Annotated in this window: 27 protein-coding genes; 12 read left to right on the plus strand and 15 right to left on the minus strand. The window is 69.0% G+C overall.

From position 1 onward, the window contains the following. Positions 1–146: 146 nt before the first annotated feature. The 3 genes from JF781_RS11160 to JF781_RS11170 are packed head-to-tail and all read left to right on the plus strand — an operon-like array spanning position 147 to position 2,514. Positions 147–1,052: an ABC transporter ATP-binding protein gene (locus JF781_RS11160; protein WP_225327695.1), complete on the plus strand. Its 906-nt coding sequence runs from the start codon at positions 147–149 to the stop codon at positions 1,050–1,052. Continuing rightward, positions 1,049–1,762 carry an ABC transporter permease gene (locus JF781_RS11165; protein ID WP_225327696.1) on the plus strand — a complete coding sequence of 238 codons (714 nt, stop codon included), beginning with the start codon at positions 1,049–1,051 and terminating at the stop codon, positions 1,760–1,762. The genes JF781_RS11160 and JF781_RS11165 overlap by 4 nt, the downstream gene beginning before the upstream one ends. Continuing rightward, positions 1,762–2,514, plus strand: a complete 753-nt coding sequence (locus tag JF781_RS11170; protein WP_374109692.1) for an ABC transporter permease — start codon at positions 1,762–1,764, stop codon at positions 2,512–2,514. Before JF781_RS11165 ends, JF781_RS11170 begins: the two co-directional genes overlap by 1 nt. Positions 2,515–2,519: 5 nt before the next feature. On the opposite strand, the gene JF781_RS11175 is transcribed toward JF781_RS11170, so the two are convergent. Further along, positions 2,520–3,809, minus strand: a complete 1,290-nt coding sequence (locus tag JF781_RS11175) for an SLC13 family permease (protein WP_225327697.1) — start codon at positions 3,807–3,809, stop codon at positions 2,520–2,522. A gap of 16 nt (positions 3,810–3,825) precedes the next feature. After that, a complete protein-coding gene (locus JF781_RS11180; protein ID WP_225327698.1) occupies positions 3,826–4,269 on the minus strand; it encodes a CBS domain-containing protein in 444 nt (147 codons plus the stop codon). Positions 4,270–4,411: 142 nt separating this feature from the next. On the opposite strand from JF781_RS11180, the gene dxs reads away from it, so the two are divergent. Beyond that, positions 4,412–6,337, plus strand: coding sequence for a 1-deoxy-D-xylulose-5-phosphate synthase (dxs, locus tag JF781_RS11185; protein WP_225327699.1), 1,926 nt, complete (start codon positions 4,412–4,414; stop codon positions 6,335–6,337). On the opposite strand, the gene JF781_RS11190 is transcribed toward dxs, so the two are convergent. The 3 genes from JF781_RS11190 to JF781_RS11200 form a co-directional block, all read right to left on the minus strand. After that, positions 6,334–7,620: a ribonuclease D gene (locus JF781_RS11190; RefSeq protein WP_225327700.1), complete on the minus strand. Its 1,287-nt coding sequence runs from the start codon at positions 7,618–7,620 to the stop codon at positions 6,334–6,336. The genes dxs and JF781_RS11190 overlap by 4 nt on opposite strands. Position 7,621: 1 nt before the next feature. Beyond that, on the minus strand, positions 7,622–8,158 hold the full coding sequence (locus JF781_RS11195; RefSeq protein WP_255641709.1) for a DUF3000 domain-containing protein: 537 nt from the start codon (positions 8,156–8,158) through the stop codon (positions 7,622–7,624). Between the two features lie 208 nt (positions 8,159–8,366). Next, on the minus strand, positions 8,367–9,188 hold the full coding sequence (locus JF781_RS11200) for an enoyl-CoA hydratase/isomerase family protein (protein ID WP_225327702.1): 822 nt from the start codon (positions 9,186–9,188) through the stop codon (positions 8,367–8,369). A 97-nt stretch (positions 9,189–9,285) separates the two neighbouring features. Here JF781_RS11200 and hemE point away from each other — a divergent pair, with 97 nt between their 5' ends. Genes hemE through JF781_RS11220 form a run of 4 tightly spaced genes read left to right on the plus strand, consistent with a single transcriptional unit; the run spans position 9,286 to position 13,212 of the window. Then, positions 9,286–10,335 (plus strand): uroporphyrinogen decarboxylase, encoded by a 1,050-nt coding sequence (gene hemE, locus JF781_RS11205; protein WP_225327713.1) that lies wholly within the window; start codon positions 9,286–9,288, stop codon positions 10,333–10,335. Positions 10,336–10,385: 50 nt separating this feature from the next. Then, complete coding sequence (locus JF781_RS11210) at positions 10,386–11,762, plus strand: protoporphyrinogen oxidase (RefSeq protein ID WP_225341166.1); 1,377 nt, start codon at positions 10,386–10,388, stop codon at positions 11,760–11,762. Positions 11,763–11,767: 5 nt separating this feature from the next. Then, on the plus strand, positions 11,768–12,463 hold the full coding sequence (gene hemQ, locus JF781_RS11215) for a hydrogen peroxide-dependent heme synthase (RefSeq protein ID WP_225329863.1): 696 nt from the start codon (positions 11,768–11,770) through the stop codon (positions 12,461–12,463). After that, positions 12,460–13,212, plus strand: coding sequence for a class I SAM-dependent methyltransferase (locus tag JF781_RS11220; RefSeq protein WP_225329862.1), 753 nt, complete (start codon positions 12,460–12,462; stop codon positions 13,210–13,212). Before hemQ ends, JF781_RS11220 begins: the two co-directional genes overlap by 4 nt. 117 nt (positions 13,213–13,329) lie before the next feature. On the opposite strand, the gene JF781_RS11225 is transcribed toward JF781_RS11220, so the two are convergent. The 5 genes from JF781_RS11225 to JF781_RS11245 form a co-directional block, all read right to left on the minus strand. Beyond that, positions 13,330–14,178: an endonuclease domain-containing protein gene (locus tag JF781_RS11225; RefSeq protein ID WP_225329861.1), complete on the minus strand. Its 849-nt coding sequence runs from the start codon at positions 14,176–14,178 to the stop codon at positions 13,330–13,332. Positions 14,179–14,303: 125 nt separating this feature from the next. After that, the gene (gene msrB / locus JF781_RS11230) at positions 14,304–14,726 is read right to left on the minus strand and encodes a peptide-methionine (R)-S-oxide reductase MsrB (protein WP_225329860.1); all 423 of its coding nucleotides are present in this window, start codon (positions 14,724–14,726) and stop codon (positions 14,304–14,306) included. Further along, a complete protein-coding gene (aftC, locus tag JF781_RS11235; protein WP_225329859.1) occupies positions 14,723–16,033 on the minus strand; it encodes an arabinofuranan 3-O-arabinosyltransferase in 1,311 nt (436 codons plus the stop codon). Before aftC ends, msrB begins: the two co-directional genes overlap by 4 nt. Before the next feature lie 28 nt (positions 16,034–16,061). Further along, positions 16,062–17,621 (minus strand): alpha/beta hydrolase, encoded by a 1,560-nt coding sequence (locus JF781_RS11240; protein WP_225329858.1) that lies wholly within the window; start codon positions 17,619–17,621, stop codon positions 16,062–16,064. 14 nt (positions 17,622–17,635) lie between these two features. Further along, entirely contained in the window at positions 17,636–18,391 is a 756-nt protein-coding gene (locus tag JF781_RS11245; RefSeq protein ID WP_225329857.1) for a pyrimidine reductase family protein, read from the minus strand. On the opposite strand from JF781_RS11245, the gene zapE reads away from it, so the two are divergent. Then, the gene (gene zapE, locus JF781_RS11250; protein ID WP_225329856.1) at positions 18,390–19,523 is read left to right on the plus strand and encodes a cell division protein ZapE; all 1,134 of its coding nucleotides are present in this window, start codon (positions 18,390–18,392) and stop codon (positions 19,521–19,523) included. The two genes, JF781_RS11245 and zapE, sit on opposite strands and share 2 nt — an antisense overlap. Here zapE and JF781_RS11255 read toward each other — a convergent pair. The 3 genes from JF781_RS11255 to JF781_RS11265 all read right to left on the minus strand — a co-directional run bounded on the left by JF781_RS11255 (position 19,501) and on the right by JF781_RS11265 (position 21,384). Further along, complete coding sequence (locus tag JF781_RS11255; protein WP_225329855.1) at positions 19,501–20,016, minus strand: GNAT family N-acetyltransferase; 516 nt, start codon at positions 20,014–20,016, stop codon at positions 19,501–19,503. The two genes, zapE and JF781_RS11255, sit on opposite strands and share 23 nt — an antisense overlap. Continuing rightward, complete coding sequence (locus JF781_RS11260; protein WP_225329868.1) at positions 20,004–20,522, minus strand: hypothetical protein; 519 nt, start codon at positions 20,520–20,522, stop codon at positions 20,004–20,006. Before JF781_RS11260 ends, JF781_RS11255 begins: the two co-directional genes overlap by 13 nt. 91 nt (positions 20,523–20,613) lie before the next feature. Next, positions 20,614–21,384 carry a Clp protease N-terminal domain-containing protein gene (locus tag JF781_RS11265; protein WP_225329854.1) on the minus strand — a complete coding sequence of 257 codons (771 nt, stop codon included), beginning with the start codon at positions 21,382–21,384 and terminating at the stop codon, positions 20,614–20,616. A 99-nt stretch (positions 21,385–21,483) separates the two neighbouring features. Between JF781_RS11265 and JF781_RS11270 the strand changes: the two genes are divergently transcribed. Genes JF781_RS11270 through JF781_RS11280 form a run of 3 tightly spaced genes read left to right on the plus strand, consistent with a single transcriptional unit; the run spans position 21,484 to position 23,175 of the window. Continuing rightward, positions 21,484–21,801, plus strand: a complete 318-nt coding sequence (locus JF781_RS11270) for a DUF732 domain-containing protein (RefSeq protein WP_225329853.1) — start codon at positions 21,484–21,486, stop codon at positions 21,799–21,801. A 48-nt stretch (positions 21,802–21,849) separates the two neighbouring features. After that, on the plus strand, positions 21,850–22,206 hold the full coding sequence (locus JF781_RS11275) for a DUF732 domain-containing protein (protein ID WP_225329852.1): 357 nt from the start codon (positions 21,850–21,852) through the stop codon (positions 22,204–22,206). A 30-nt stretch (positions 22,207–22,236) separates the two neighbouring features. After that, positions 22,237–23,175 carry a cytochrome c oxidase assembly protein gene (locus JF781_RS11280; protein ID WP_225329851.1) on the plus strand — a complete coding sequence of 313 codons (939 nt, stop codon included), beginning with the start codon at positions 22,237–22,239 and terminating at the stop codon, positions 23,173–23,175. Between the two features lie 12 nt (positions 23,176–23,187). Here the strand turns inward: JF781_RS11280 and JF781_RS11285 are convergent, their stop codons facing one another. Then, entirely contained in the window at positions 23,188–24,108 is a 921-nt protein-coding gene (locus tag JF781_RS11285; protein ID WP_225329850.1) for a cation diffusion facilitator family transporter, read from the minus strand. Positions 24,109–24,232: 124 nt separating this feature from the next. Beyond that, positions 24,233–24,445, minus strand: coding sequence for a hypothetical protein (locus tag JF781_RS11290; RefSeq protein WP_225329849.1), 213 nt, complete (start codon positions 24,443–24,445; stop codon positions 24,233–24,235). Positions 24,446–24,484 lie beyond the last annotated feature (39 nt).

Here is a 24,484-nt window from a genome sequence, read left to right on the forward strand (position 1 = left end):
TGCGTTGGGTATTCAGTAATTTCTGAAAGTTCAGTATAGTGTGCTGCGGCGCTCCGGGAAGTCTGGTCGGAACAAGGTATCCGTATGCACGCGGTGCCGGCAGCCGGCCGACGCACCGCGCTGACCCGGAAGGGGACAAGCGCGTCATGCAAAACCTCGGGGCGACAACCACATTGCCAGGCACCACGGCCGACGTGATCCGCGTCAGTGGCCTTACGTTCACCTACCCAAAGGCGCCAGAACCCGCCGTGCGGGGCATGGACTTCACCGTCAGCCGCGGTGAGATCTTCGGTTTTCTGGGCCCCAGCGGCGCCGGGAAGTCGACGACGCAGAAACTTCTCATCGGCCTGCTCCGCGGCCACGGCGGGGAGGCCGCGATCTGGGGCAGGGACCCACTGGCCTGGGGTTCCGATTACTACGAGCGCATCGGTGTCTCGTTCGAACTGCCCAACCACTACCAGAAGCTGACCGGGCTGGAGAATCTGCAATTCTTCGGATCGTTGTACGCGGGCGCGACGCTGGATCCAATGCAACTGCTGGACGCGGTGGACCTGGCCGACGACGCCCACACACGAGTCGGCAAGTACTCCAAGGGAATGCAGATGCGGCTGACGTTCGCCAGGTCGCTGATCAACGACCCCGAACTGCTCTTCCTCGATGAGCCCACTTCCGGCCTGGACCCGGTGAACGCCCGCAAGGTCAAGAACATGATCCTGGACCTGAAGGCACGCGGCCGCACGGTTTTTCTCACCACCCATGACATGGCGACCGCCGACGAGCTGTGCGACCGCGTGGCCTTTGTCGTCGACGGGGCGATCGTCGCGATGGACACGCCCGCCGAGCTCAAAATCGCCCGCAGCCGGCGGCTGGTGCGCGTGGAGTACCGGGGCGACGACGGGCGTCTGGTGACCGCAGAGTTCGGAATGGACGGCCTGGCCGACGATCCGGCGTTTCATGCGGCGCTGCGCGACCACCACGTCGAGACCATCCACAGCAGGGAGGCCAGCCTCGACGATGTGTTCGTCGAGACGACCGGAAGGCGGCTGGGATGACCAGGTTGGCGAGCGCGCTGCGACTCGAGCTGACGCTGCAAGTGCGGCAGAAGTTCCTGCATGCGGGTGTCTTCTCGGGTCTGATCTGGCTGGCCGTGCTGTTGCCGATGCCGCCGGGCCTGCGCCCGGTCGCGGAGCCGTATGTGCTGGTGGGTGACATTGCGATCATCGGGTTCTTCTTCATCGGGGGCACGGTGTTCTTCGAGAAGCAGGAACGCACGATCGGCGCGGTCGTTTCCACGCCGCTGCGGTTCTCCGAATACCTGGCCGCCAAACTGACTGTGCTGCTCGGTATTTCACTGTTCGTGGCGATGACTGTGGCAAGCATCGTGCATGGGTTCGACTATAATCCCGCGCCGCTGGTGCTCGGCGTTGTGCTCGGGACGCTGTTGATGCTGCTGGTGGGTTTCGTGACCTCGCTGCCGTTTTCCTCCGTGACCGACTGGTTCCTGGCGGCGACCGTCCCACTGGCGATCATGCTGGTGCCGCCGGTCGTGTACTACTCCGGCCTCTGGCCGAATCCGGTGCTCTACCTCATCCCCACGCAGGGCCCCCTGTTGCTGTTGGGGGCCGCGTTCGATCAGGTGAGTCTGGCGCCGTGGCAAGTCGTGTACGCGGCCCTGTATCCGGTCGCGTGCCTGGCGGGGTTGGGCAGGGCGGCCAACGCGATGTTCGATCGCGACGTCATCGAAAGGTCGGGTGCGCTCTGATGGCGATGTCAGGCCTCGTCAGCGCGCGGGCGTTGGTCGCGTTCGGCCGCAACGACATTCGCGGAACCTACCGCGATCCACTGCTGTGGATGATCGTGGTCGCCCCAGTCATATGGACCACCGGCGTTGCGATTCTCACGCCGCGCATCACCGAGATGTTGGCCGACCGCTACGGGTTCGATCTGGTTCCCTACTACCCGCTGGTCCTCACCGCGTTCCTGCTGCTGACCAGCATCATCATCACCGCCGCGATCGCCGCGTTCCTGGTTCTGGACGAGCTCGACGCCGGCACGCTGACCGCGCTACGGGTGACGCCGGTGCCGCTGTCGGCCTTCTTTGCCTATCGCGCAGCCACGGTCATGGTGGTGACCACCACCTACGTCGTCGCGACCATGTCGCTCAGCGGGATACTCATGCCGGGCCTGGTGCCGTCGCTGATCCCGATCGGAATACTGGCGGGACTGTCGGCGGTCGTGACCCTGTTGCTGATACTGGCCCTGGCGAACAACAAGATCCAGGGTTTGGCCATGGTTCGCGCGCTGGGCATGCTGATTGCCGGGCTGCCCTGCCTGCCATGGTTCGTCGACTCCAACTGGAACCTCGCCTTCGGGGTGCTGCCGGCCTATTGGGCCGCCAAGGCGTTCTGGGTCGCCAGCGACTATGGCGCCTGGTGGCCCTACCTTGTCGGCGGCGTCGTGTACAACCTGGCGCTTGCCTGGCCGTTGTTCGTCCGCTTCCGCGCCAAACACTAAGGCCGTCAGCCCATCACGAAATACCGCAGCCACAGGTACAGCGCGGACATCGCGACGGAGACGGCGGTGACGACCGCGCCCTTGCGGGTGAATTCCCAAAAGGAGATGGGATTGTCGGCGCGGCGGGCGATTCCGAGTAGGACGATGTTGGCGCTGGCGCCGATGGCGGTCAGGTTGCCGCCGAAGTCCGTGCCCAGCGCCAGCGACCACCACAAGACGCCGGGGTTGGCGTGATCGCTCAGGGCGGGCACCAGGTCGGCCACCACCGGCGCCATCGTCGCCGCGTACGGAACGTTGTCGACGACCCCGCTGATGACGACCGACGCGACCAGGATGATCATCGTCGCGGTCAATGTGTTCCCGCCGGTGGCCGTGATCGCCACGTGGGCAAGCTGTTTGACGACACCCGTCTTCACCAGGGCGCCGACCATGATGAACAGGCCGGCGAAGAACAGCAGCGTGTCCCATTCCACGCTGGACAGGTAGTCGGACGGCTTGAGCCGGGACGCCACGACCAGTATCCCGGCGCCCAACAACGCCACCACCGAGGGCTCCATGTGCAGCGGCGAGTGGGCGATGAACGCGGTGAACACCGCCAGCAAAACGACGCCGCACGTGATGAGCAGCCGGGGGTCGCGGATGGCCTCCTTTTCCTCCAGCGACATCACATCGGCGACCCGCTCGGGATCCACGTCGAATTCCCCGGGAAATAGGCGCGGTAACAACGCAATCAGGACGGCGATGACGATGACCACGATCGGCGCCAGATGGATGAGGAAGTCGTTGAACGTCAGGCCGGCCTTGCTGGCGATGATGATGTTGGGCGGGTCACCGACCAGGGTCGCCGCGCCCCCGATGTTCGAGGCGAACACCTCGGCCATCAGAAAGGGTGCCGCGTTGATCGCCAGACGCTCGCACACCAGCAGCGTGACCGGGGCGACGAGCAGCACGGTGGTGACGTTGTCGAGCAGGGCCGACGCGATCGCGGTCACCAGGACCAACAGGATCATGACGCGCAGCGGGGAACCGCGGGCGCGTTTGGCCGACCAGATCGCCACGTACTCGAACACGCCGGTCTGCCGCAGCACGCTGACGATGATCATCATGCCCAGCAGCAAAAAGATGACGTCCCAATCGATTCCGGTTCCGCGCGAGTAGAAGATGTCGTCGGAGTGAATGATCGGCAGGGTGACCACGATCCCGGCGCCGGCCAGGGCCACGAACGTCTTGTTGACGCGATCGCTGGCGATCAGGGCATAGGCGACCACGAAGACCAGGATCGCGATGAAGCTCATCGATGTGCCTGTGGCATCAGGGTTTCAGCGCGGCGGCGAGCACCCGCGACGCCGTGATCACCCCGACCAGCCGGCCCTCTTTGACCACCGCGACGAGCGGGCTGCGCAGCCGCGCCATGAGCGCGGCCACTTCGATGATGGTGTCGTCGGCGTTGGCGGGGGGCACGTCGACCAGATGGTCGGGCAGCACGTCGCGCACCTTCTTGCCGCTCAACTTTTCCGCGCAGCGATCGGCGGTCGATTCGTTGAGCACGCCGGCCAGCGACGGATCGTCCTGCACATAACGGGGCACGATGAAGCGGACGACCTGGGAGGCGGGCAGCACCGCGTAGGGGCGCCCCGAGCCGTCGGTGACCAACAGCCCGGGCAGCCGGTGCTCGGCCAGCATCCGGGCGGCGTCCAGCGCGTCCGCGTCAATGCTGACGACGGGGAAGTCCTCGGCGATCTGCTCCGCGCGCACACTGCGACGATACGTCCGCTGGGATTGTGTGGTGCGGTCATGGCGTACTCCTGGGTCGGAAGAAGACGTGCCGACCAGGCTTCCCGGCTCACCGCGCATTGACGCTACCAAACCTGCGTCGTCGGCTGCGTAGACTGACGGGATGCTGGAACAGATCCGCGGGCCCGCTGATCTGCAGCACCTTTCTACGCATCAGCTCCGCGAATTGGCCGCCGAGATTCGCGAGTTCCTGATTCACAAGGTCGCTGCCACCGGGGGACACCTCGGGCCCAATCTGGGCGTGGTCGAACTGACGCTCGCGCTGCACCGGGTGTTCGACTCGCCCCACGATCCGATCATCTTCGACACCGGCCATCAGGCCTACGTCCACAAGATGCTGACGGGGCGTTCCCACGAGTTCGAGACCCTGCGCAAAAAGGGCGGGCTGTCCGGGTATCCGTCGCGCGCCGAGAGCGAACACGACTGGGTGGAGTCCAGCCACGCCAGCGCCGCGCTGTCCTACGCCGACGGCCTGGCCAAGGCCTTCGAGCTGAGCGGGCACCGCAATCGGCACGTGGTCGCGGTGGTCGGAGACGGGGCGCTCACCGGCGGCATGTGCTGGGAGGCGCTGAACAACATCGCCGCGTCCGGGCGCCCGGTGATCATCGTGGTCAACGACAACGGCCGCAGCTACGCCCCGACGATCGGCGGTGTGGCCGACCATCTCGCCACGCTGCGGCTGCAACCGGTCTACGAGCAGGCCCTGGAACGGGGCCGCGACGCGCTGCGGGCGCTGCCGCTGGTCGGCAGGCTCGCCTACCGCGTCATGCACAGCGTCAAGGCCGGCATCAAGGACTCGTTGTCGCCGCAGCTGCTGTTCACCGACCTGGGCCTGAAGTACGTGGGCCCCGTCGACGGCCACGACGAGCGCGCGGTGGAGGCCGCGCTGCGCCACGCCCGTGGTTTCGGGCGCCCGGTGATCGTGCACGTGGTGACCCGCAAGGGGATGGGCTATGCGCCCGCCGAGGACGACGAAGCCGAGCAGATGCATTCCTGCGGGGTGATCGATCCCCTGACCGGCCAGGCGACCAGCATCGCGGGCCCCGGGTGGACGGCGACCTTCTCCGACGCGCTGATCGGCTACGCCCGCAAGCGCCGCGACATCGTGGCCATCACCGCGGCCATGCCCGGACCCACCGGGCTGACGCCGTTCGGGCAGCAGTTCCCGGACCGCCTGTTCGACGTCGGCATCGCCGAGCAGCACGCGATGACGTCGGCGGCCGGCCTGGCAATGGGCGGGATGCACCCGGTGGTGGCCATCTATTCGACCTTCCTCAACCGGGCCTTCGACCAGATCATGATGGACGTGGCGCTGCACCGGCTGCCCGTCACCATGGTGCTCGACCGGGCCGGGATCACCGGCTCGGACGGCGCCAGCCACAACGGGATGTGGGACCTGTCGATGCTGGGCATCGTGCCGGGCATGCGGGCGGCCGCGCCCCGCGACGCCACCCGGTTGCGCGAGGAGCTCGGCGAGGCGCTCGAGGTCGACGACGGGCCGACGGCGCTGCGCTTCCCCAAAGGTGATGTGGGCGAGGACATCCCGGCGATCGAACGCGTCGGGTCGGGGCTCTCGGGTGTCGACGTGCTCGCGGTTCCGGCCAGTGGGTGCAACCACGACGTGCTGCTGGTGGGTGTCGGCGCGTTCGCGCGGATGGCGCTGGCCGTGGCCAAGCGGCTGCACAACCAGGGGATCGGCGTCACGGTCGTCGATCCGCGCTGGGTGCTGCCGGTGTCGGACACGCTCGTCGACCTGGCGGGGCGGCACAAACTGGTCGTCACCTGCGAGGACAACGGCGTCAACGGCGGTGTGGGTTCGGCGGTGTCGGCCGCCCTGCGCCGCGCCGAGATCGACGTGCCGTGCCGCGATGTCGGCTTGCCGCAGCGGTTCTACGAGCACGCTTCGCGGGGCGAGCTACTCGCCGACCTGGCGCTGACGGATCAGGACGTGGCACGCCGCATCACCGGTTGGGTCGCCGCGCTGGCCAGCAGCGACGCCGAGGCCGAAATCCGCGAGCACCTCGACTAGTCGGCGTCCTCCGGCGGCTGCAGCGCCCGGGCCAGCACCGGATCCACCAACTCCCGCTGCCACGGCCGGGCCTGCCCGGCCCGCAGAAACGCCTCGACGGCCTCGAAGGGATCCGGCGCGGCCTCCCAGTCCCAGCACAGCCGTCGCACCAGGTCCGGTGAGACCAGGTTCTCGGTGGGGACGTGCACCCGCTCCGACACCTCCGACAGCCCCGCCCGCGCGGCCTCCAGCCGCGCGGCAGCCTCCGGTTTGCGCCGGCTCCACCGCGCCGGCGGCGGCGGGCCGTTCGGCGGTTCGGCGTCCGCGGGCGGATTCTTGTTCTCGCGCGCGGCGTCCAGCGCCGCCAGCCACGTCGCGGCGCTGCGGCGTTGATTGCGCCCGCCGAACACGGGCAGCGCGACCAGTTCCTCGACCGTCGTCGGGTTGGCCAGCGCGGCATCGATGATGGCCGAGTCGGGAAGGATGCGGCGCGGGGCGATGTCGCGGCGCTGCGCGATCCGGTCGCGCGTCAGCCACAGTTCACGCACCGCGGCCAGCCCGCGCTGATCCCGCACCCGATGGATCCCCGACGTTCGTCGCCACCGGTCCCGTCGCGCGGCGGCGCCCGGCTCTTTCGAGCCCACGTCCCGCAGGTAGTCGAATTCCTGTGCGGCCCAATCGCTTTTGCCTTGCCCGGCGAGGACGTCCGCGATCGCCGCGCGCAGCTCGATGAGCAGTTCCACGTCCAGGGCGGCGTAGTTGAGCCAGTCGGCCGGCAGGGGCCGCTTGGACCAGTCGGCCGCGCCGTGGCCCTTGGCCAGCCCGAAACCCAGCAGCCGCTCGACCATGGTGGCCAGGTTCACGCGTTCGAACCCGGCCAGCCGCCCGGCGAGCTCGGTGTCATACAGCGTCGGCGGTCGCATGCCCACCTCCGCCAAACAGGGCAGGTCCTGATCGGCGGAGTGCAGGATCCATTCGTCGGTGCCCAGCACGTCGGCCACCGGCCGCAGGGCCTCGAGCGGGTCGCGGCCGTGGCTTACCGGGTCGATCAGCACGGTGCCGGAGCCGGCCCGGCGGATCTGGATCAGGTAGGCCCGGTTGGAGTAGCGGAAACCCGATGCCCGTTCGGCATCCACCGCGAACGGCCCCCGACCGCCGGCCAGCCGCTGTGCCGCGGCCTCGATCTCGTACACGCTGACCGAGATGGGTGGGACGCCTTCGGCCGGATGCGGCAGGGGGGTGGGCGCGGGTTCGGTGCTGCCGGGCGCGTCGCTGCCCGGCCCGTCGGGCGACGGCTCGCCCATGCTAGGCGCGTGACCGCGAGCTCAGGTCGGTGACTCCGGCGGGCGGCAGGCCCGCGGCGTGTTCCAGCACCTCGCAGAACGACTCGACGTGCGCGCCGACGGCGGGCGACGTCGCGGTCCAGGACGCCCGCAGCTCGAGCTGGTGGGCGCGCGGCGGCCCCGAGATGTCGCCGTAACGCACCGAGGTGGTGGCGGTGACGGTGCCGCCCAGCGCGACGACGTGTTCCATGCGTGACTCCAGTGCCTCGACCAGCCAGCTCCACGCTACTTCGGGCAGCAGCGGGTCGACGGCCTCGCTGGGGTCCAGGTCGGCCTGGATGTAGGCGACCATGCGGATGGTGCCGTCCCACGCGTCGGCCCCTTCGGGGTCGTACAGCAGGATGAGCCGTCCGAAGGCGTCGCCGTCGGACCGTTCGGGGATGATCTCGCGGTCGGGATGTTTGACCTCGGCGCCCAGTGCGTAGCTGTGGGGTGCCAGGCGTTGGGGCGGCCGGATCGGACCCAGCTCGATCTCCGGCCGCACGACGACGGCGTTCATGGCCGCCACCGCCTCGCGGAAGGGGGCCGGTTCGGATGAGGTCACTTGCCGTCGCTCCTGTTCATCCCGACCGTTCTGCGTTGTCACGGCACGGGTCACAGGGATCGACGGTAGACCTATCGTCCGACACGCCGCGACAGGCGCGCCGGGTTTCAAACCCGCCGCGATCAAGCCGTTACCAGCCCTCCACCAAACGTATATGTCCTGCTCAGGAGGCAGATCCGCCGGTGAACCGGGCGGGGCGCTTCTCGCGGTGGGCGGCCAGGCCTTCCTGCACGTCGGGGCCGCTGAAGCTGAGAAATTCCAGGCCGACCGAGGTCTCGAAGGTGGGGCCCATCATGCGGTACCAGTGGTTGAGGCTGCGCTTGGTCCACTGGATGGCGTTCTGTGCGCCCTGCGCCAGGTTCTCGGCGATCCGGGTGGCGGTGGACAGGACGTCGTCGTCGTCGACGCAGGTGGAGACCAGGCCGATCCGCTCGGCCTCCTCGCCGAGCAGGGTTTCGCAGGTCAGCAGGTAGTACTTGGCCTTGGCCATGCCGACCAGCAACGGCCAGCAGATCGCGGCGTGGTCGCCGGCCGCCACGCCGAGCTTGGTGTGCCCGTCGATGAGCTTCGCGGTGCGGCCCGCCACCGAGATGTCGGCCAGCAGCGCCACCACCAGGCCCGCACCCACCGCCGGTCCCCGGATCGCCGACACCACGGGGGTGTCGCAGTTGATCATGTTGTGCACCAGGTCGCGGGCTTCGCGCATGATGCGGATCCGGCCCTCGTACTCGCCGATGGTCTCGGCGATCAGGTCGAAGCTGCCGCCGGAGGAAAAGGCCTTGCCCTCGCCGCGGACCAGGACGACGCGCACGGCCGGGTCGCGATCGATCACCGGCCAGATGTCGGCGAGGTCGCGGTGCATCTGCGGCCCGACCGAATTGAGCCCCGGGGAGTCGAGAACCAGCGTCAGCACGCCGTTCTCACCGAGCTCGCAGCGCAGGCTGGGGAACTCGTCGTAATTGACTGGGGGCTGGCTGACTGGCATCCGGGCTCCTGACGTTCAAACGGTCGCGGTCGCGATAGTACGCAGCGGCGTTCGGCGTTTTGTGGTCATGGCAGCATTGAGGCCGATGAACAGGCCGTTGCACACCCGTCGCGACCTTCCCGAGTCGCCGTATCTGGCCGCCGCGGGCGGCCGCAAACCCCGCCGGGTCCCGGTGTGGTTCATGCGGCAGGCCGGCCGGTCGCTGCCCGAATACCGGGCGCTGCGGGCCCAGCACGACATGCTGTCGGCGTGTTTCGACGCCGAGCTGGTCTGCGAGATCACCCTGCAGCCGGTGCGCCGCCACGACGTCGACGCGGCGATCTTGTTCTCCGACATCGTGGTGCCGCTGCTCGGCGCCGGCATCGACCTGGACATCGTCGCCGGGGTCGGGCCGGTGATCGAGTCGCCGGTGCGCACCGCCACCGACGTGGCCGCGATCAAACCCCTTGAACGGCAACGAGTTCAGCCGATTTCGGATGCGGTGTCGCTGCTGGTGTCCGCGCTCGGCGACGTTCCGCTGATCGGTTTCGCCGGCGCGCCGTTCACCCTGGCGTCCTACCTGATCGAGGGCGGGCCCAGCCGTCACCATGCGCGCACCAAGGCGATGATGCTGGCCGAGCCCGACAGCTGGCATGCGTTGATGGAGAAGCTGACCGACATCACCGTCGGTTTCCTGCGGGTACAACTGGACGCCGGGGTGGACGCGATCCAGGTGTTCGACTCGTGGGCCGGGACGCTGTCGCTGGCGAACTACCGCGCGTACGTGCAGCCGCACAGCGCCCGGATCTTCGCCGCCCTGGCCGATTACGGCGTGCCGATGACGCATTTCGGCGTCGGCACGGCCGAACTGCTGGGCGCGATGTCGGCGGTCGGCGCGTCCGTGGTGGGCGTGGATTGGCGAACCTCGCTCGCCGACGCGGCGGCCCGGGTGGAACCCGGCACGGCGTTGCAGGGCAACCTCGATCCGGTGGTCCTGCTGGCGGGCTGGCCGGTGGTCGAACGCGCGGCGCGCACCGTCGTCGATGACGGTAGGCGCGCGATCGACGCCGGCGCCGCCGGTCACGTGTTCAACCTCGGCCACGGCGTGCTGCCCGAGACCGACCCCGCACTGTTGACCGACCTGGTGTCGCTGGTCCATTCGCTATGACGTCGTCCGGCGACGATGCGGGCCGGGACGGCCAGAGGAGGAGCCGGACAATCGGCCGGGGCTCGTATTGCGTTGTGGGGGGCGGGATCTCGGGCCTGACGACGGCCTACCGGCTGCGCATGGCCCTCGGCGCCGACGCGGCGATCACGCTGTTCGACCCGGGGGAGAGGCTCGGCGGGATCCTGCGCACCGAGCGGGTCGGCGGGGTGCCGATGGACCTGGGCGCCGAGGCGTTCGTGCTGCGACGACCGGAGCTGCCGGCGCTGCTGGGCGAACTGAATTTGACTGGGCACCAACTTGTTTCGACCGGCGTCCGCCCGCTGATCTACAGCGGGCAGCAGCTGCGCCCGTTGCCGACGGGCACGGTCGTGGGCATCCCGTCGTCGGCCGCGTCGGTGGCGGGATTGGTCGACGAGACGACCGTCGCCCGCATCGACGCCGAACCCTCCCGCCCGCTGGAGTGGCACGCCGGCGACGATCCCGCGGTGGCCGACCTGGTGGGAGACCGGTTCGGCGAGCAGGTGGTCTCGCGGTCGGTGGATCCGCTGCTGAGCGGGGTCTACGCGGGCTCGGCGGCCACCATCGGCCTGCGCGCGGCCGCCCCCACCGTGGCCGCGGCCCTGGACCGCGGCGCCGCCAGCCTGACCGAGGCCGTCACGCAGGCCGTGCCGCCGGCCACCGGCGCGCCGGTGTTCGGGGCGCTCGACGGCGGATACCGGGTGCTGGTCGAGGGGCTCGCCGCGCGCGCCCGGCCGCGCTGGGTGCGCGCCGCAGTGCCGCGCCTCGAACGCGCCGGCACGGGCTGGGCGGTGCTCGACGACACGGGCGCCCGCTGGCCCGCCGATGCGGTCATCCTCGCCGTGCCCGCGCACGAGGCGTGCCGCCTGCTCGCCGACATCGCCCCGCGCAGCGTCGCCGCCGCCGGGCGCATCGCCAACGCATCGTCGGTGGTGCTGGCGCTGGCGGTGCCGGGTGCCACCGCCTTCCCCGCGTGTTCGGGCGTGCTGGTGGCCACCGGTGAGCGGTTGCGGGCCAAGGCCATCACGCTGTCGTCCAGAAAATGGGGCGTCCGCGCCGACGTGCAGCTGCTGCGGCTGTCGTTCGGGCGGTTCGGCGACCACGTCGCGGCCAGCACCGCCGACGACGAGCTGCTGGCCTGGGCGCTGGGCGACCTGGCGACCGTCTTCGGGCTGACCGTCGACCCCGTCGACGTCCGGGTGCAGCGCTGGATCGACGCCATGCCGCAGTACGGCCCGGGTCATGCCGATCTGGTCGCCGAGGTGCGCGCGGGCCTGCCGGCGACGCTGGCGGTGGCGGGCAGCTACCTCGACGGCATCGGCGTGCCGGCCTGCGTCGGTGCGGCCGGCCGCGCGGCCGAGCGTGTGATCAAGGCCATCGAAGACCGAGATGGACAGGTGGCACGATAGGTTTCATGGCCAAGCTCGACTACGACTCCCTCAACTCCCAAATTCGCTACCTGATGTTCTCGGTCTTCTCCGTCGAGCCGGGTGAACTGGGTGAGCAGCGCGACGACGTGATTGACGAGGCGTCGACGTTCCTCAAGCAACAGGAGGAGCGCGGGGTCGTGGTGCGCGGCCTCTACGACGTGGCGGGCATGCGGGCCGACGCGGACTTCATGATCTGGACGCACGCCGAACGCGTCGAGGCGCTGCAGGCCACGTACGCCGATTTCCGCCGCACCACCGCGCTGGGACGGGCCAGCTCGCCCGTGTGGAGCAGCGTCGCCCTGCACCGGCCGGCCGAGTTCAACAAGAGCCACATCCCGGCGTTCCTGGCCGGCGAGGAGCCCGGCAACTACATCTGCGTGTATCCCTTTGTGCGGTCCTATGAGTGGTATCTGCTGCCCGACGAGGAACGCCGCCGCATGCTCGCCGAGCACGGCATGGCCGCCCGCGAATACAAGGACGTCCGCGCCAACACGGTCCCGGCGTTCGCGCTCGGCGACTACGAGTGGATCCTGGCCTTCGAGGCTCCCGAACTGCACCGCATCGTCGACTTGATGCGTGAGCTGCGCGCCACCGACGCCCGCCGGCACACCCGCGAGGAGACGCCGTTTTTCACCGGCCCTCGGGTGCCCGTCGAGCAGTTGGTGAAAGCCCTGCCATGACAGCGCCGTTCGATCCGACCGACCCCGCCCGTTTCGAGCAGATGTACCGCGACGACCGGACGTCGCACGGCCTGCCCACCGCCACTCCGTGGGACATCGGCGGCCCCCAACCGGTGGTCCAGCAGCTCGTGGCGGTGGGCGCGATCAAAGGTGAGGTGCTCGACCCGGGCACCGGTCCCGGCCACCACGCCATCTACTACGCCTCGAAGGGCTATTCGGCGACCGGCATCGACGGCTCGGCCGGCGCAATCGAGCGCGCCCGGGAGAACGCCGAAAAGGCCGGCGTATCAGTGAATTTCGAGTTGGCCGACGCCACCAAGCTGGACGGGTTCGATGGCCACTTCGACACGGTGGTCGACTGCGCGTTCTACCACACCTTCAGCACCGAGCCCGAGCTGCGACGGTCCTACGTGGAGGCACTGCGGCGCGCGACCAGGCCGGGCGCACGGCTGTACATGTTCGAGTTCGGCGAACACAACGTCAACGGCTTCAAGATGCTGCGGTCTTTGTCGGAGAACGACTTTCGCGATGTGCTGCCGGACGCCGGTTGGGAGATCACCTACCTTGGCCCGACCACCTACCAGGTCAACATCAGCGTCGAGTCCATCGAACTGATGGCCGCGCGCAATCCCGACATGGCGCAGGAGGCGGAGAAGCTCCTGGAACGATTCCGCGCCATGGAGCCCTGGCTCGACGGCAGCCGGGTGTACGCGCCGTTCTGGGAAGTGCACGCCACGCGGGTCGATTGAGTGCCTCGGGCGCCACGCCCCCGCCCGTACCGCGAAGCCCCCGCCCCGCGCCACGCCCCCGTCCATACCGCGAAACTTAAACCGCTGCGATATTTTTCGGCGTGTCGGCGCAACTGGTTAAGTGTCGCGGTATCCGCGGCGGATGAGTGCACGGCGTACGCGGCCCACAACGTCGCCCGGCTTGTCGTCGGCGATCACCCGGATGACGGTCCACCCCAATTCTTCTAGCTTTCGTAGCCGACTCTGATCACGTGCGTACTGCTTGCGGTTGGTGCGATGGTGATCGCCGTCGTACTCGGCGGCCACCTTGTACTCCTCCCAGCCCATGTCGAGCAACGCGATCAGTCGCCAGTTGTCCTGCACCGGTATCTGCGTGGTCGGGACGGGCAGGCCGGCGTCGATCAGCAGTAAGCGCAACCACGTCTCCTTGGGCGACGCCGCGCCCGGGTCGACCAGCGGCAAGGCTAACCTCAGCCGACGCAGGCCGCGCGCACCGCGGTATCGCTTGGCCAGCAGCAGCACCTCCTCGAGCGAGAACGGCGTGGCACGCATCAACGCGTCGATCCGCGCCACCGCCTCGCCGATGGGACGCAGCCGGGCAAGGTCGAACGCGGTCCTGGCAAGAGTGGTCACCGGCAAACCGCTGACCCGGGTGACTTCGTCGGGCTGGATGCGCTGATTTCGGGTGATCACACCGCACGGCGGATGCGGGTTGCGCCAGATCAACTCGATGGGCTCATCGTCGTCGATCCACCGCGACCCGTGCAGCGCTGCCGCGGCGAGTCCGGCCAGCACGCCGCGCCGCCGCGACCATAGAAACGTCCCAGTCGAACGCGTCCTCAGCGACGGTGTCACCGCGTTCGACAGATAGATGTCCGGATAGATCGCGCGGAAGTCCGTTCGCAGCTGGTAGGCGCTCACGAGGCCGAGTCGCACTGCCTCGCTGCCCACGAATACGTCGTCCACAACCTCAAAGACGTAACGACGCGTCGGTGGGATCCGACGAAACTTAAAGGGCTGCGAGGCTGTGCGGCGCGTCTTCGCAACCGTTTAAGTGTCGCGGCAGCTGGCGAGAAGGGAACCGCGACGAGCTACTCGGCTGGCACCAGCCGCAGGCAGACCGAGTTGATGCAGTACCGCTGATCCGTCGGCGTCGGGTAGCCCTCACCGGCGAACACGTGGCCCAGGTGGCTGTGGCAGTTCGCGCACAGCACCTCGGTGCGCGTCGTCCCCAGGGAATGGTCGGGCCGCAGGATCACCGCATCAGATTTTGCCGGGTCGAAGAACGACGGCCAGCCGCAATGCGACTCGAATTTCTCTGTGCTGCGGAACAATTCGGCACCGCAGGCGCGGCACTGGTACACGCCCTCGGTCTTGGTGTCGGTGTATTCACCGGTGAAGGGTCGCTCGGTGCCGGCTTGACGCAGCACGTGGAACTCTTCCGGGGTGAGCTTCTGGCGCCACTCGTCGTCGGTCAGCTGCAGCTTCGGACGCGATACGTCGGGGGAGGTCATGCATCCACGGTAGCGCGCTGCCGCTCGGTCATCAGCCACGCCGGATCGATCCCGTCGTCGAGCCGGTTCTCCGCCTTGGCGTCCAGATACCGGAAGTACAGCACGGTGAACGTGACGATCAACAGCAGCGACCAGCCGTAGGTGATCTTGAGGTACTCCAGCGCCCGGCCCCACCGCATCCAGTTGAACAGCAGCCAGCGGTCAAGGGTCATGAAGCCGTAGATCCCCAGCCACGCAGGCCAGTTGCGGATCAGCGAGTTGGGCAGCACGACCGTCATCAGGAACGGGAACAGCATCATCGAGTAGTAGCCCTGGGCCAGCGACGACACCAGGAACGACCACAGCAGCAGCACGCCCGCGGAGTTGGTCAACCAGAACCGCGGGTCCCGGGTGCGGTAGTGGCGATACAGCAGCCACAGGGCCCCAATCGCCAGCAGCGTGAACAGGATTCGCAGGAACACGATCAGCCAGGTGGGCAGGCCGAAGTACACGCCGTTGCCCTCGATCGAGCTGTTGAAATAGTCGCGGGTGCCCAGGAAGTAGGGCACCGTGCGGGTGACGAAGTCCATCGGGTCACTGACCAACGGCCACGCGGCCGCGTTGACGACGATGGGAATCACGAAGGCGGGCACCAGAGTCCGCCACTGGCGGTTCAGCACGGGCAGCAACAGCAACGGCAAGAGCACCGGTTTGAGCGTCAGCGTCAGGCCGATCGCCACGCCGGCCCACCACTGTCGGCTGACCCGCCCGTCGAGCAGCCAGCGCAAAAACAGCATCTCGGCGAGCAGGACGCAGCCGTTGATGTTGGTGAACACCAGCGTGTTGGTCACCGTCTCGGTGCAGAACATGGCCAGCAGCAACGCGGGCGCGGCCACGGAGGACAGCGTGTAGTTGAACATCCGCAGCAGCAGGTACCAGGCGGCCAGGATCGCCAGGGTGTTGATCAGGATGAACAGGTAGCGCGACGGATACTCGGGCAGGTATCCGAACGGTGCCATCAACAGCGTGCCGCCGGGCGGGTACAGGTAGTGCGGATCGACGTAGTCGAAGTGCTCGTTGTAGATGTCCCAGCCGCGCCGGAAGTTCAGCACCGCCCGGTAGACGGGTTTGAAGTCGTCGGTGATGTTGCCGTTGGTGGTGATGACGATGCTGCGGTGCAGCACCGAGAAGATCGCGATCGGCCACAGCGCGGACCGCAATATGCTCGCCACGCTCGGCGCGCCGGTGCGGGGACGAAAGGCGGCCAGGAGCCGCTCACGCGAGCCGGTTCGGGTCGATTCAGCTGCCGTCACCAGCGCACCGTACACCGGCGCGCCGGCGCCGCTGAAGGCAGCATCAGGCCGGGCAGTAGGTGTCGGTGTTGGGCAATTTGCCGCTGCTGAGGTAGCCCATCAGCGGGGGAACCGCGCAGCCGGAATAGATGCTGGCGCCGTGCCCGATGCCCTGCCACATCACCCGCTTGCTGGCCGAGTTGGCGTTGATGATGCTGGCCGCGGTCGCCGCGACCCCGTCGGTTCCCACGATCGGGTCGTTCTGCACGCCGAGCAGCAGCACGTCGACCTTCAGGCTCTTCGGTGAGGGCGGCGGGGAACCGGTGGGCCAGTGCACGCACTTGACCATGTTGAGCGCGGCGACGGTGCCGAATTGGGGATAGAGCTTGCCCCAGGCGACGAACAATTCGCGCACCCGGTCCGGGGTCGGGCGGTTGACGGCGTCACTGCAGACGTTGACGAACTGACCGTCGGAGTCCTGCACGGTGTTGGCGTGGTTGATCAGGTTGTTCAGCCCGTTGGTGTCGCCGGAGCGGGCGGCCGCCAGCGCGTTGGCCAGGTTGGTGGTGGCGTTGACGCGCCCGCCGGAGGGAAAGCCCAGCGCGACGGTGATGGCGTTGGCGACCTGCGCCACCGACGCACCGCCGGGGCCCTTGCCGGCCCGGGCGTCGGCCAGCAGAGCGCTGACCGCGCCCTTGGGGTCCGGACCCAGCGCGCAGTTCACGGCGATGCACTGGGCGGCGAAGGCGTCGAGCGCGGCCTGCTGCCCCTTGACCTGTTGCTCGGCGGCGGCTTCGGCGTTGGTGCCCAACGCAACCGGCGAGTCGAGGATCAGGCGGGCGACCTTGTCCGGCCGCGATCCGGCGTAGGCCAGCGCCACCTGTGCGCCGTTGCCGACGCCAATCAGCGCCAGGGCGGGCACGTCCCACGTGCTGCGCAACCGCTCGATGTCGGAGGCGGCGTGCGCGTCGTCGTACGCGGAGGCGCCCGGCGCGATGGCGTCGGTGCAGTTGGTGGTCGCGGTGTTGGCGACCTCGGACAGGTTGGCCACCGGGTCGTCGCCGGTCTGGAACTGCGACTGGTCCCGCATCTCCTGGCGGTCGAACTTGTCCCGGCAGTCGATGGGGCTCGACATGCCGATGCCGCGACGGTCGACGGCGACGATCGGGTGGGCGGCCAGCACGTCGGCGCCGGCCCGGGACAACCAGATCGGCAATTGCGCCGACGACGGCAGATCCGAGCCGGTGGTCAGAACCAGCGGCCCGGCATCGTGGGGCGTCTTGTCGGAGCGGGCGCGCACCACGCCGATGCTCAGGCTGCCGCCCCCGCCGTTGACCGGGTCCAGGTCGGAGTCGTAGTTCGCGCAGTCCAGCTGCACACCCGCCGCGGCGGGAACGGCCGCGTCGGCGAACACCCGCGAGGTGCAGTCGTGCCACGCCAGGTCGTTTTTGGGTGCGGCGATCGGGGGCGGGCCGGTGGGCGCCGGCTTCGACGTGGCCGCTCCCTGCGGCCGCGCACCGGAATTGGTGGCGAAGCGCGGGTTGGCGGCCAGGCCCGGGACGCAGCCGGCCAGCAGCGCGGTCACCGCAACCAGGATCGTGGCGCACGTGTACGGCCGACTCATGTCGACCACAGTAGCTAGGCCTTGACGTAGCGGGTGTAAAGGTAGCCGGCGTCGTCGGTCAGGACGTGGGCACAACGCATCCCGGTGAGCAGCTGGCCCGGGCCGGCCGCGATGCGTCGCGCCTGACCGCCGACGAGGTAGGGCGCGATCGTCAGGCACAGCTCGTCGAGCATGTCGCGCTCGATCAGCGTGCCCAGCAGCATCGGCCCGCCCTCGGTGAGAATGCGGCGCAGCCCGCGCGCGCCGAGGGTCGCCAGCAGGGTGGCCTCGTCGACCTTCTCGGGGTCGCCGCCGGAGCAGTCGAGGACCTCGCACAGGCCGCTGAGCAGCCGCCGCGTCTGGGCGGCCGCCGCGGTGCAGGTGAGCACCAGGGGCGGCACCTCGGTACGGGTGAACACGGCCATGTCCCGGTTGAGGTGGCCGGATTTGGTCACGATCGCCAGCGGCGGGACTTCGCTTTGCCCACGGCCCTGCCGGCGCTGACGCTGGGCGACGCTCAGCTGCGCCCCGGAATAACCCTCGATCCGCACGGTGCCCGCGCCCACCACGATGACGTCGGCGAGCTCACGCAGCAGGTTGAAGACGAACCGGTCGCCCGGCCCGCCCATGGCCCCGCTGCTGCCGCCGGACGTGGCTCCGCCGTCGACGCTGGTGATGAAGTTCGCCCGCACCCAGGTCGCGTTGCGCTCGGGATAGCCGTAAAGCCGGGGGAGTTCGCCGTCGTCGAGTTCGCGCATCGAGCCCAGCAGCGACAGCGGCGTCTCGGGCATGTGTCTGATTGCAGCACGCCGCTACAGTTCTCGCATGCACGGGTCCACCTCCGCGGGCGCTTCGCCCGGCGTCGCGCGCCTGGTGGATCGGCATCCGACCGTGTCGCCGGAGCGGCTGATCGCCCAGTTGAGGCCGCCGCCGACGTTCGCCGACGTGAGCTTTGCGACGTACCAGCCTGATCCGGCCGAGCCGACGCAGGCCGCCGCGGTCCTGGCGTGTCAGGACTTCTGCCGGCAGGCCACGCAGCGCCGCGCGGGCCGGCGAAAACTGTTGGGACGACGGGAGGTTCTGCCCGGCGTCGGGCTGTACCTGGACGGCGGGTTCGGGGTGGGCAAGACGCACCTGTTGGCGTCGGCCTACTACGCGCTGCCCGGGCAGGGACCGGGTGGGGCGCCCGGTGGCGCGCCGGATGGCCCGCCCCCCAAGGCGTTCGCGACCTTCGGCGAGCTCACCCAGCTCGCCGGGGTGTTCGGCTTCGTCGAATGCGTCGACCTGCTGGCCACCTACACGGCGGTGTGCATCGACGAGTTCGAGCTCGACGACCCGGGCAACACCACGCTGATCGCGCGCCTGCTCTCGTCGCTGGTCGAGCGCGGGGTGTCGGTGGCCGCCACCTCCAACACCTTGCCCGAGCAACTGGGCGAGGGCCGTTTCGCAGCGCAGGATTTCCTGCGCGAGATCAACACGCTGGCAAGCATTTTCACCACCGTGCGGATCGAGGGCCCCGACTACCGGCACCGTGGCCTGCCGCCGGCGCCACAGCCGCTGTCCGACGAACAGGTGGCGGCGCGCGCGGCGCAGGTCGACGGGGCGACGCTCGACGACTTCGACGCGCTGTGCGCTCACTTGGCCACCATGCACCCGTCGCGGTACCTGACGTTGATCGAGGGCGTGCGCGCGGTGTTTCTGACCGGCGTGCACGGGATCGACGACCAGAACGTCGCGCTGCGGCTGGTGTCGCTGACCGACCGGCTCTATGACGCCGGCATTCCCGTGGTGGCGTCGGGCACCAAGCTGGACACCATCTTCAGCGACGAGATGCTGGCCGGCGGATACCGAAAGAAGTACCTGCGGGCCACTTCCCGGCTTTTGGCGTTGACTGCGGCGGCTAACCCAGCTCGCGAACCATGACATAGTCGTGCTCGAGGTCGGCGCCGAGTTGAAAGGTCCTGGTGCCGCTGATCCGGAATCCGCTCTTGGCGTAAAAGCGTTGCGCGCGTTGGTTTGCCCGATTGACCCCCAGCCACACGCGGCGCGCGCCCCACTCGCCGGCGGTGGCCAGCGCGCGGTCCATCAGCGCCGTCGACACCCCGCCGCCGTGATATTCGGGCAGCACGTAAATCTTGGACAGCTCGGCGGCGTCGGCGCCGGAGTCGCGAATCAGCATGGCGTAGCCGATTATTCGGCCGTCGCGCGCCGCGGCGAGGACCGCACGGTGCGGATCGGCGAGGTAGTCCGCGAAGCGCTCGGCCGACAGGTTCGCGTCCACGAACGCCGCGATATTCTCCTGGGCCGCCCCGGGCGGGCACGCCAGCGGAAAGGTTTGTGCCGCAACGCTCGCCAGCTCTACGGCGTCGGCAGAGCCCGCCGCGGAGACCTGGACGGTTCGGATCAAAGATTCCACTGGGCGAGGTGATAGCCCGTCTTCTTGTCCAGCAGGACGACGGTGGAGACGGGGTCGCGGTAGGCGTCCCAATACACGCCGCCGCGCACGATCGCCCCGTTCGGCGCGTTGACGATCACGTTGTCCAGCGCGTCGGGCGCATCCGAGGCGCGCGGCTTGTAGGCGTCGGCGTTGGGGGTCACCCCGTTGAAACTGAAGATGGTCGCCATGACGTACGGATTGGGCACTCGGATCGCGCGAATGGTCACGTCGGCGCGCTCGGCGGTGCTGCCGGGGAAGCCCTTGTAGGTGCCTTCGCGCGTGTAGCCGAATCCGGGCGGTGGGTCGCAGGGCGCGACGCCGCTCACCGTCACGTCCGCGACGAACGTGCCGGTGTCCACGCGCAGCGTGTCCCCGATGTGGCCGATCGGCGCGTCACCGGCCCACGCGCGGGGGACCGACACGACGGCGGTGACGCTCGCCGCGGCAACCAACAAGGCGGACACCGATACCAGCCAGCGGCGCATCTTCGCCATGTCTTGCCTCCTTGGCACCGTTGGGGACCCTCGCATGATCGCACACGCGGCAGCGCCGAAGGGAGGGGTCGGCCCCCGCCCGTCAGCCGTCGCCGTCGGCGTCCGGGGCAACGGTTTTCCCGCCGGCGAGCGATTCCAGCGCCGCGATCAGATCCGCCTCGACCCGGTCCTTGTCGACGCCGCATCGGTGCAGCGGTCCCTGCGAGGAAGAGCCGGCCTCCAGCTCGAGCAGCGCCAGCAGCTGGTGCTCGGTGCCGACGTAGTTGTGGCCGAGCCGAAGCGCCTCGCGCACGGTCAATTCGAGCGCCTTGCGCGCCGGCCCGCTGAACGGGATGAGTTCGGGCGGTTGGTCTTCCACGCGCAGCGCGGCGATCGACGCGGCCGCGGCGTCGCGTAGCGCCTCGGTGTCGACGTCCTGCAGGCGCAGCAGCACCGTTGCCAGGGCGGCCGCGTCGGCGAGCACCCCGATCAGCAGATGGTCGGGGGTGATCTCGCCGTGGCCCGCTTCGTGCGCGGCGTTCTGGGCCGCCACGACCGCGCCGCGCGCCCGCGGGGTGAAACGCGAGAAGCCCTGCTCGGGAACCAGGGTGGCGGGCTCGGCCCGCGGCACGAATCGCTTCTGGGCGGCCTGTTTGGTGACGCCCATGCTCTTGCCGATGTCGGTCCAGGACGCTCCCGAGCGGCGGGCCTGGTCCACGAAGTGGCCGATCAGGTGGTCGGCGACCTCGCCCAGGTGTTCGGCGGCCAGCACGGCGTCGGCCAGTTGATCCAGCACGTCGGGGTGTGTGGTCTTGATCGCGGTGATCAGCTCGTCGAGGCGGATCGGATAGGCGATGCGGATCGGTTCGGACATGTCGTCAACGGTAGGTTGACGCGCCTACGGCTGTCAACCAAGGGTTGACGCCAGAAAGTTGATGCGCGACGGCGACGCCTCTGGGAGAATTCGTGAGCCATGAAGCTCCTGCTCGCCCTGTCCGGCCTCGCCGTCACGATCGGTCTGGCCGCAGCGGCGCACGCCGATGGCACCGACGACGCGTTCATCGCATCGCTGCACGCGGCCGGCATCACCTTCTCCGACCCGGACAAGGCCGTCGGGGCGGGCAAATGGGTGTGCGACACGGTCGGCCAGGGCACGCAGATGCCCGACGTGGTCAAGACGTTGCTGTCCAAGAACTCCGCGCTGAACGAGGACAAGGCCAACCAGTTCGCGGCCATCGCGGCCCACTCGTACTGCCCCAACACGATCACCTCAACCACGAACACCCCGTAGCGGCGCCGAGATGCCAATTGCCGCCGGGTTTGAAAGAATCTAGGCGTTATGCGATTTCTCCTCGGGCTTTTTCTTGGGCTTTGCAGTGCCGCCGCCGTGATCGGCCTGGCCGCCCCGGCCCGCGCGGACGTCGACAACGATCAGGATTTCCTCAAGGACCTGCGCGACGCCGGCATCACCTACCAGGACGCCGGCAATGCGATCACCATCGGCAAGTCGGTGTGTGAGCTGCTCGACGACGGGCAGTCGGACGCGAAGATCGTGACGGACCTGCGCAACCAGAACCCGGCCTTCCAGGGCGCCAGCGCGGCCAAGTTCACCTTCCTCTCGGCCGCCCACTACTGCCCGAAGTACATCACCGGCGAGGACCGCGGCCCGAAGCCCGAAGGCGCAAGCGGCAACTGAGCCGGGCGGGGCCGCCCTAGGCTGGTGCCCGTGCGCGTCGATCCTGGACCGCTGACATGGGACGCGGCGGTTCAGACCTGGCATCTCGACCTCGTCTCCGCGGCCGTCATCGCGGCGCTCGGGGCCGGATACGCCTGGTGCTACCGGCGCACGCGCAACGCCGAACACCCCCTCGGTGCCGCGCACGCCGCGTGCTTCGCCGTGGGCGCGCTGGTGTGGCTGCTGGCCGCGATCAGCGCGATCGGCGCCTACGCCTACATCCTGTTCTGGGTGCGCGCGCTGCAGGTCCTGCTGCTGCTCTACGTCGTGCCCTTCTTCTTCGCCCAGGCCAAGCCGGTCACCGTCCTGCGCGACGCCGTCGGGCCGGCCGGGCGTGATCGCATCGACCGGCTGCTGGCGTCCCGGTTGGCCCGCTGGGTGGCGCATCCGGCGACCACATCGGTGGCGATGCTCGCCGCGCCCTGGCTGCTGTATCTGACGCCCTGGTATACCGCGGCGCTGCGGACCGAATGGATCGGCGCGCCAACGCGAATCCTGTTGATAGTGTTCGGCTTTGGCTACTTCTATGCCCGGCTGCAGGAAGATCCCGTACCCCGCAGGTACCCGCAGTCGATCTCGTTGCTGATCACCGTCGCCGAGGCGCTCGGTGACGGCGTCCTGGGATTGGTCATCTGGCAGGGGCCGCTGATCGGCGCGGCGTATTACGCGGGGCTGCAACGTTCCTGGGGGCCGGATCCGCGCCTGGACCAGACGATCGGCGCCGGCGTGCTGTGGATCGTCGGGGATCTGGTCGGCTGGCCGTTCGTGCTGCTGCTGATGCGTGCGCTGTCCCGCGACGAGACGGCGCACGCGGTGGCGGTCGATGCCGAGTTGGACGAGGCCGACGGCGCCGTGAGCGACGGCGCCGCACCGTCGGGGCTGTGGTGGGAGAACGACCCACAGCTGCGGGAGCGGTTCCGCCGCCGGTGACTTCAGGCCGGATCAGGCCGCGCGCGCCGTCCAGGTGAAGCTCTGCATCTCCGGGATCCGTGGCGCCAGGGCGGCGGCGACGCTGCGACCGATCTGATCGGATGCGGCCAGCGACGTGTCGGCGTTCAGGAACCCTTCCACCTCCACGCGCAGGGTCCGCCCGGTCCACCGGGCGCGGGCGTGCGCGTGCGTCACGCCGGGTACCGAGGCGGCGAGGGCCTCGGCGGTGGTGATGATGTCGGGGTCGACGCCGTCGAGCAGGCGATGCGCGATGTCGGCGGTGACCTCCCAGCCGACGTGGCAGATGAATCCGGTGACGACGATTCCGGCGACCGCGTCGGCCCAGCCCCAGCCGAGTGCCACCCCGATCAGCCCCAGCACCGCCCCGGCCGACGACAACGCGTCCAGCCAGGAATGCTTGGCGTCGGCGACCATGGTCGCCGACCGAATTCGCTTGCCCACCACCAGTTTGTAGCGGGCCACCAGCTGATTGCCGACGACGCCGACGGCGGCCGCGGCGATGCCCCAGCCCACGTAACCGGTGCCGCCGTGGCGCAGCAACTTGGTGATGCTCTCGAAACCGGCGACCACGGCGCTGCCCCAGATCACCAGGGCCACCCCGATGCCGGCGAGGTCTTCGGCGCGTTCGTAGCCATAGGAGTACCGCTCGGTGGGCACCTTGCGCGAGGCGCGGAAGCCCACGAACACCAGGGCGCTGGTGGACACGTCGGACAGGTTGTGCAGCGCGTCGCCGAGCAGTGCCACCGAACCGGACAGCAGCGCGATGACCAATTCCACCAGCCCGGTCAGCGCCAGCCCGATGGCGCTGACGGCAACCGCACGGTTGGCCTGCCGGCGCTCGCCGGCGTCGTCCGCCACGGTGTCGAGGGGAAAGCCTGCCGCCGGGTCACGGACCCCGTTGATCACATGCATACCGTCAGCATGCCCGATGCGGCGGCAACTCCCAAGCCATTATCGGCGCAGGAAGGGCGGGGGCTCCGGTCGGCGCCCGTGGCCATCAGGCCGGGCCCCACGTAATCGCGTGGGCGCCAACGCCCTAGTTGTCCTGCTCCGGGTTGGCCGGGCGATCGCGCCACGGGCGGACGGTCTTCGGCAGGAGCATGAACGCCACGGGCAGGCGCACCAGCGCGTCGCGGGCGGAGACCTCGAGGAACACGATCTCCATCTCGAGGCTGTTCAGGGGCCGCGTTTCCATCATGAAGCGTGTCCGCAAGTAGCGGGGGGTCCGCAGCCACTCGACCAAATTCATGAACGCGACTGTACGCCTCTAGCGGAAATACCTGATGTA

Source organism: Mycobacterium sp. WUMAC-067 (assembly GCF_020217485.1).
In the GTDB taxonomy this organism is placed as follows: domain Bacteria; phylum Actinomycetota; class Actinomycetes; order Mycobacteriales; family Mycobacteriaceae; genus Mycobacterium.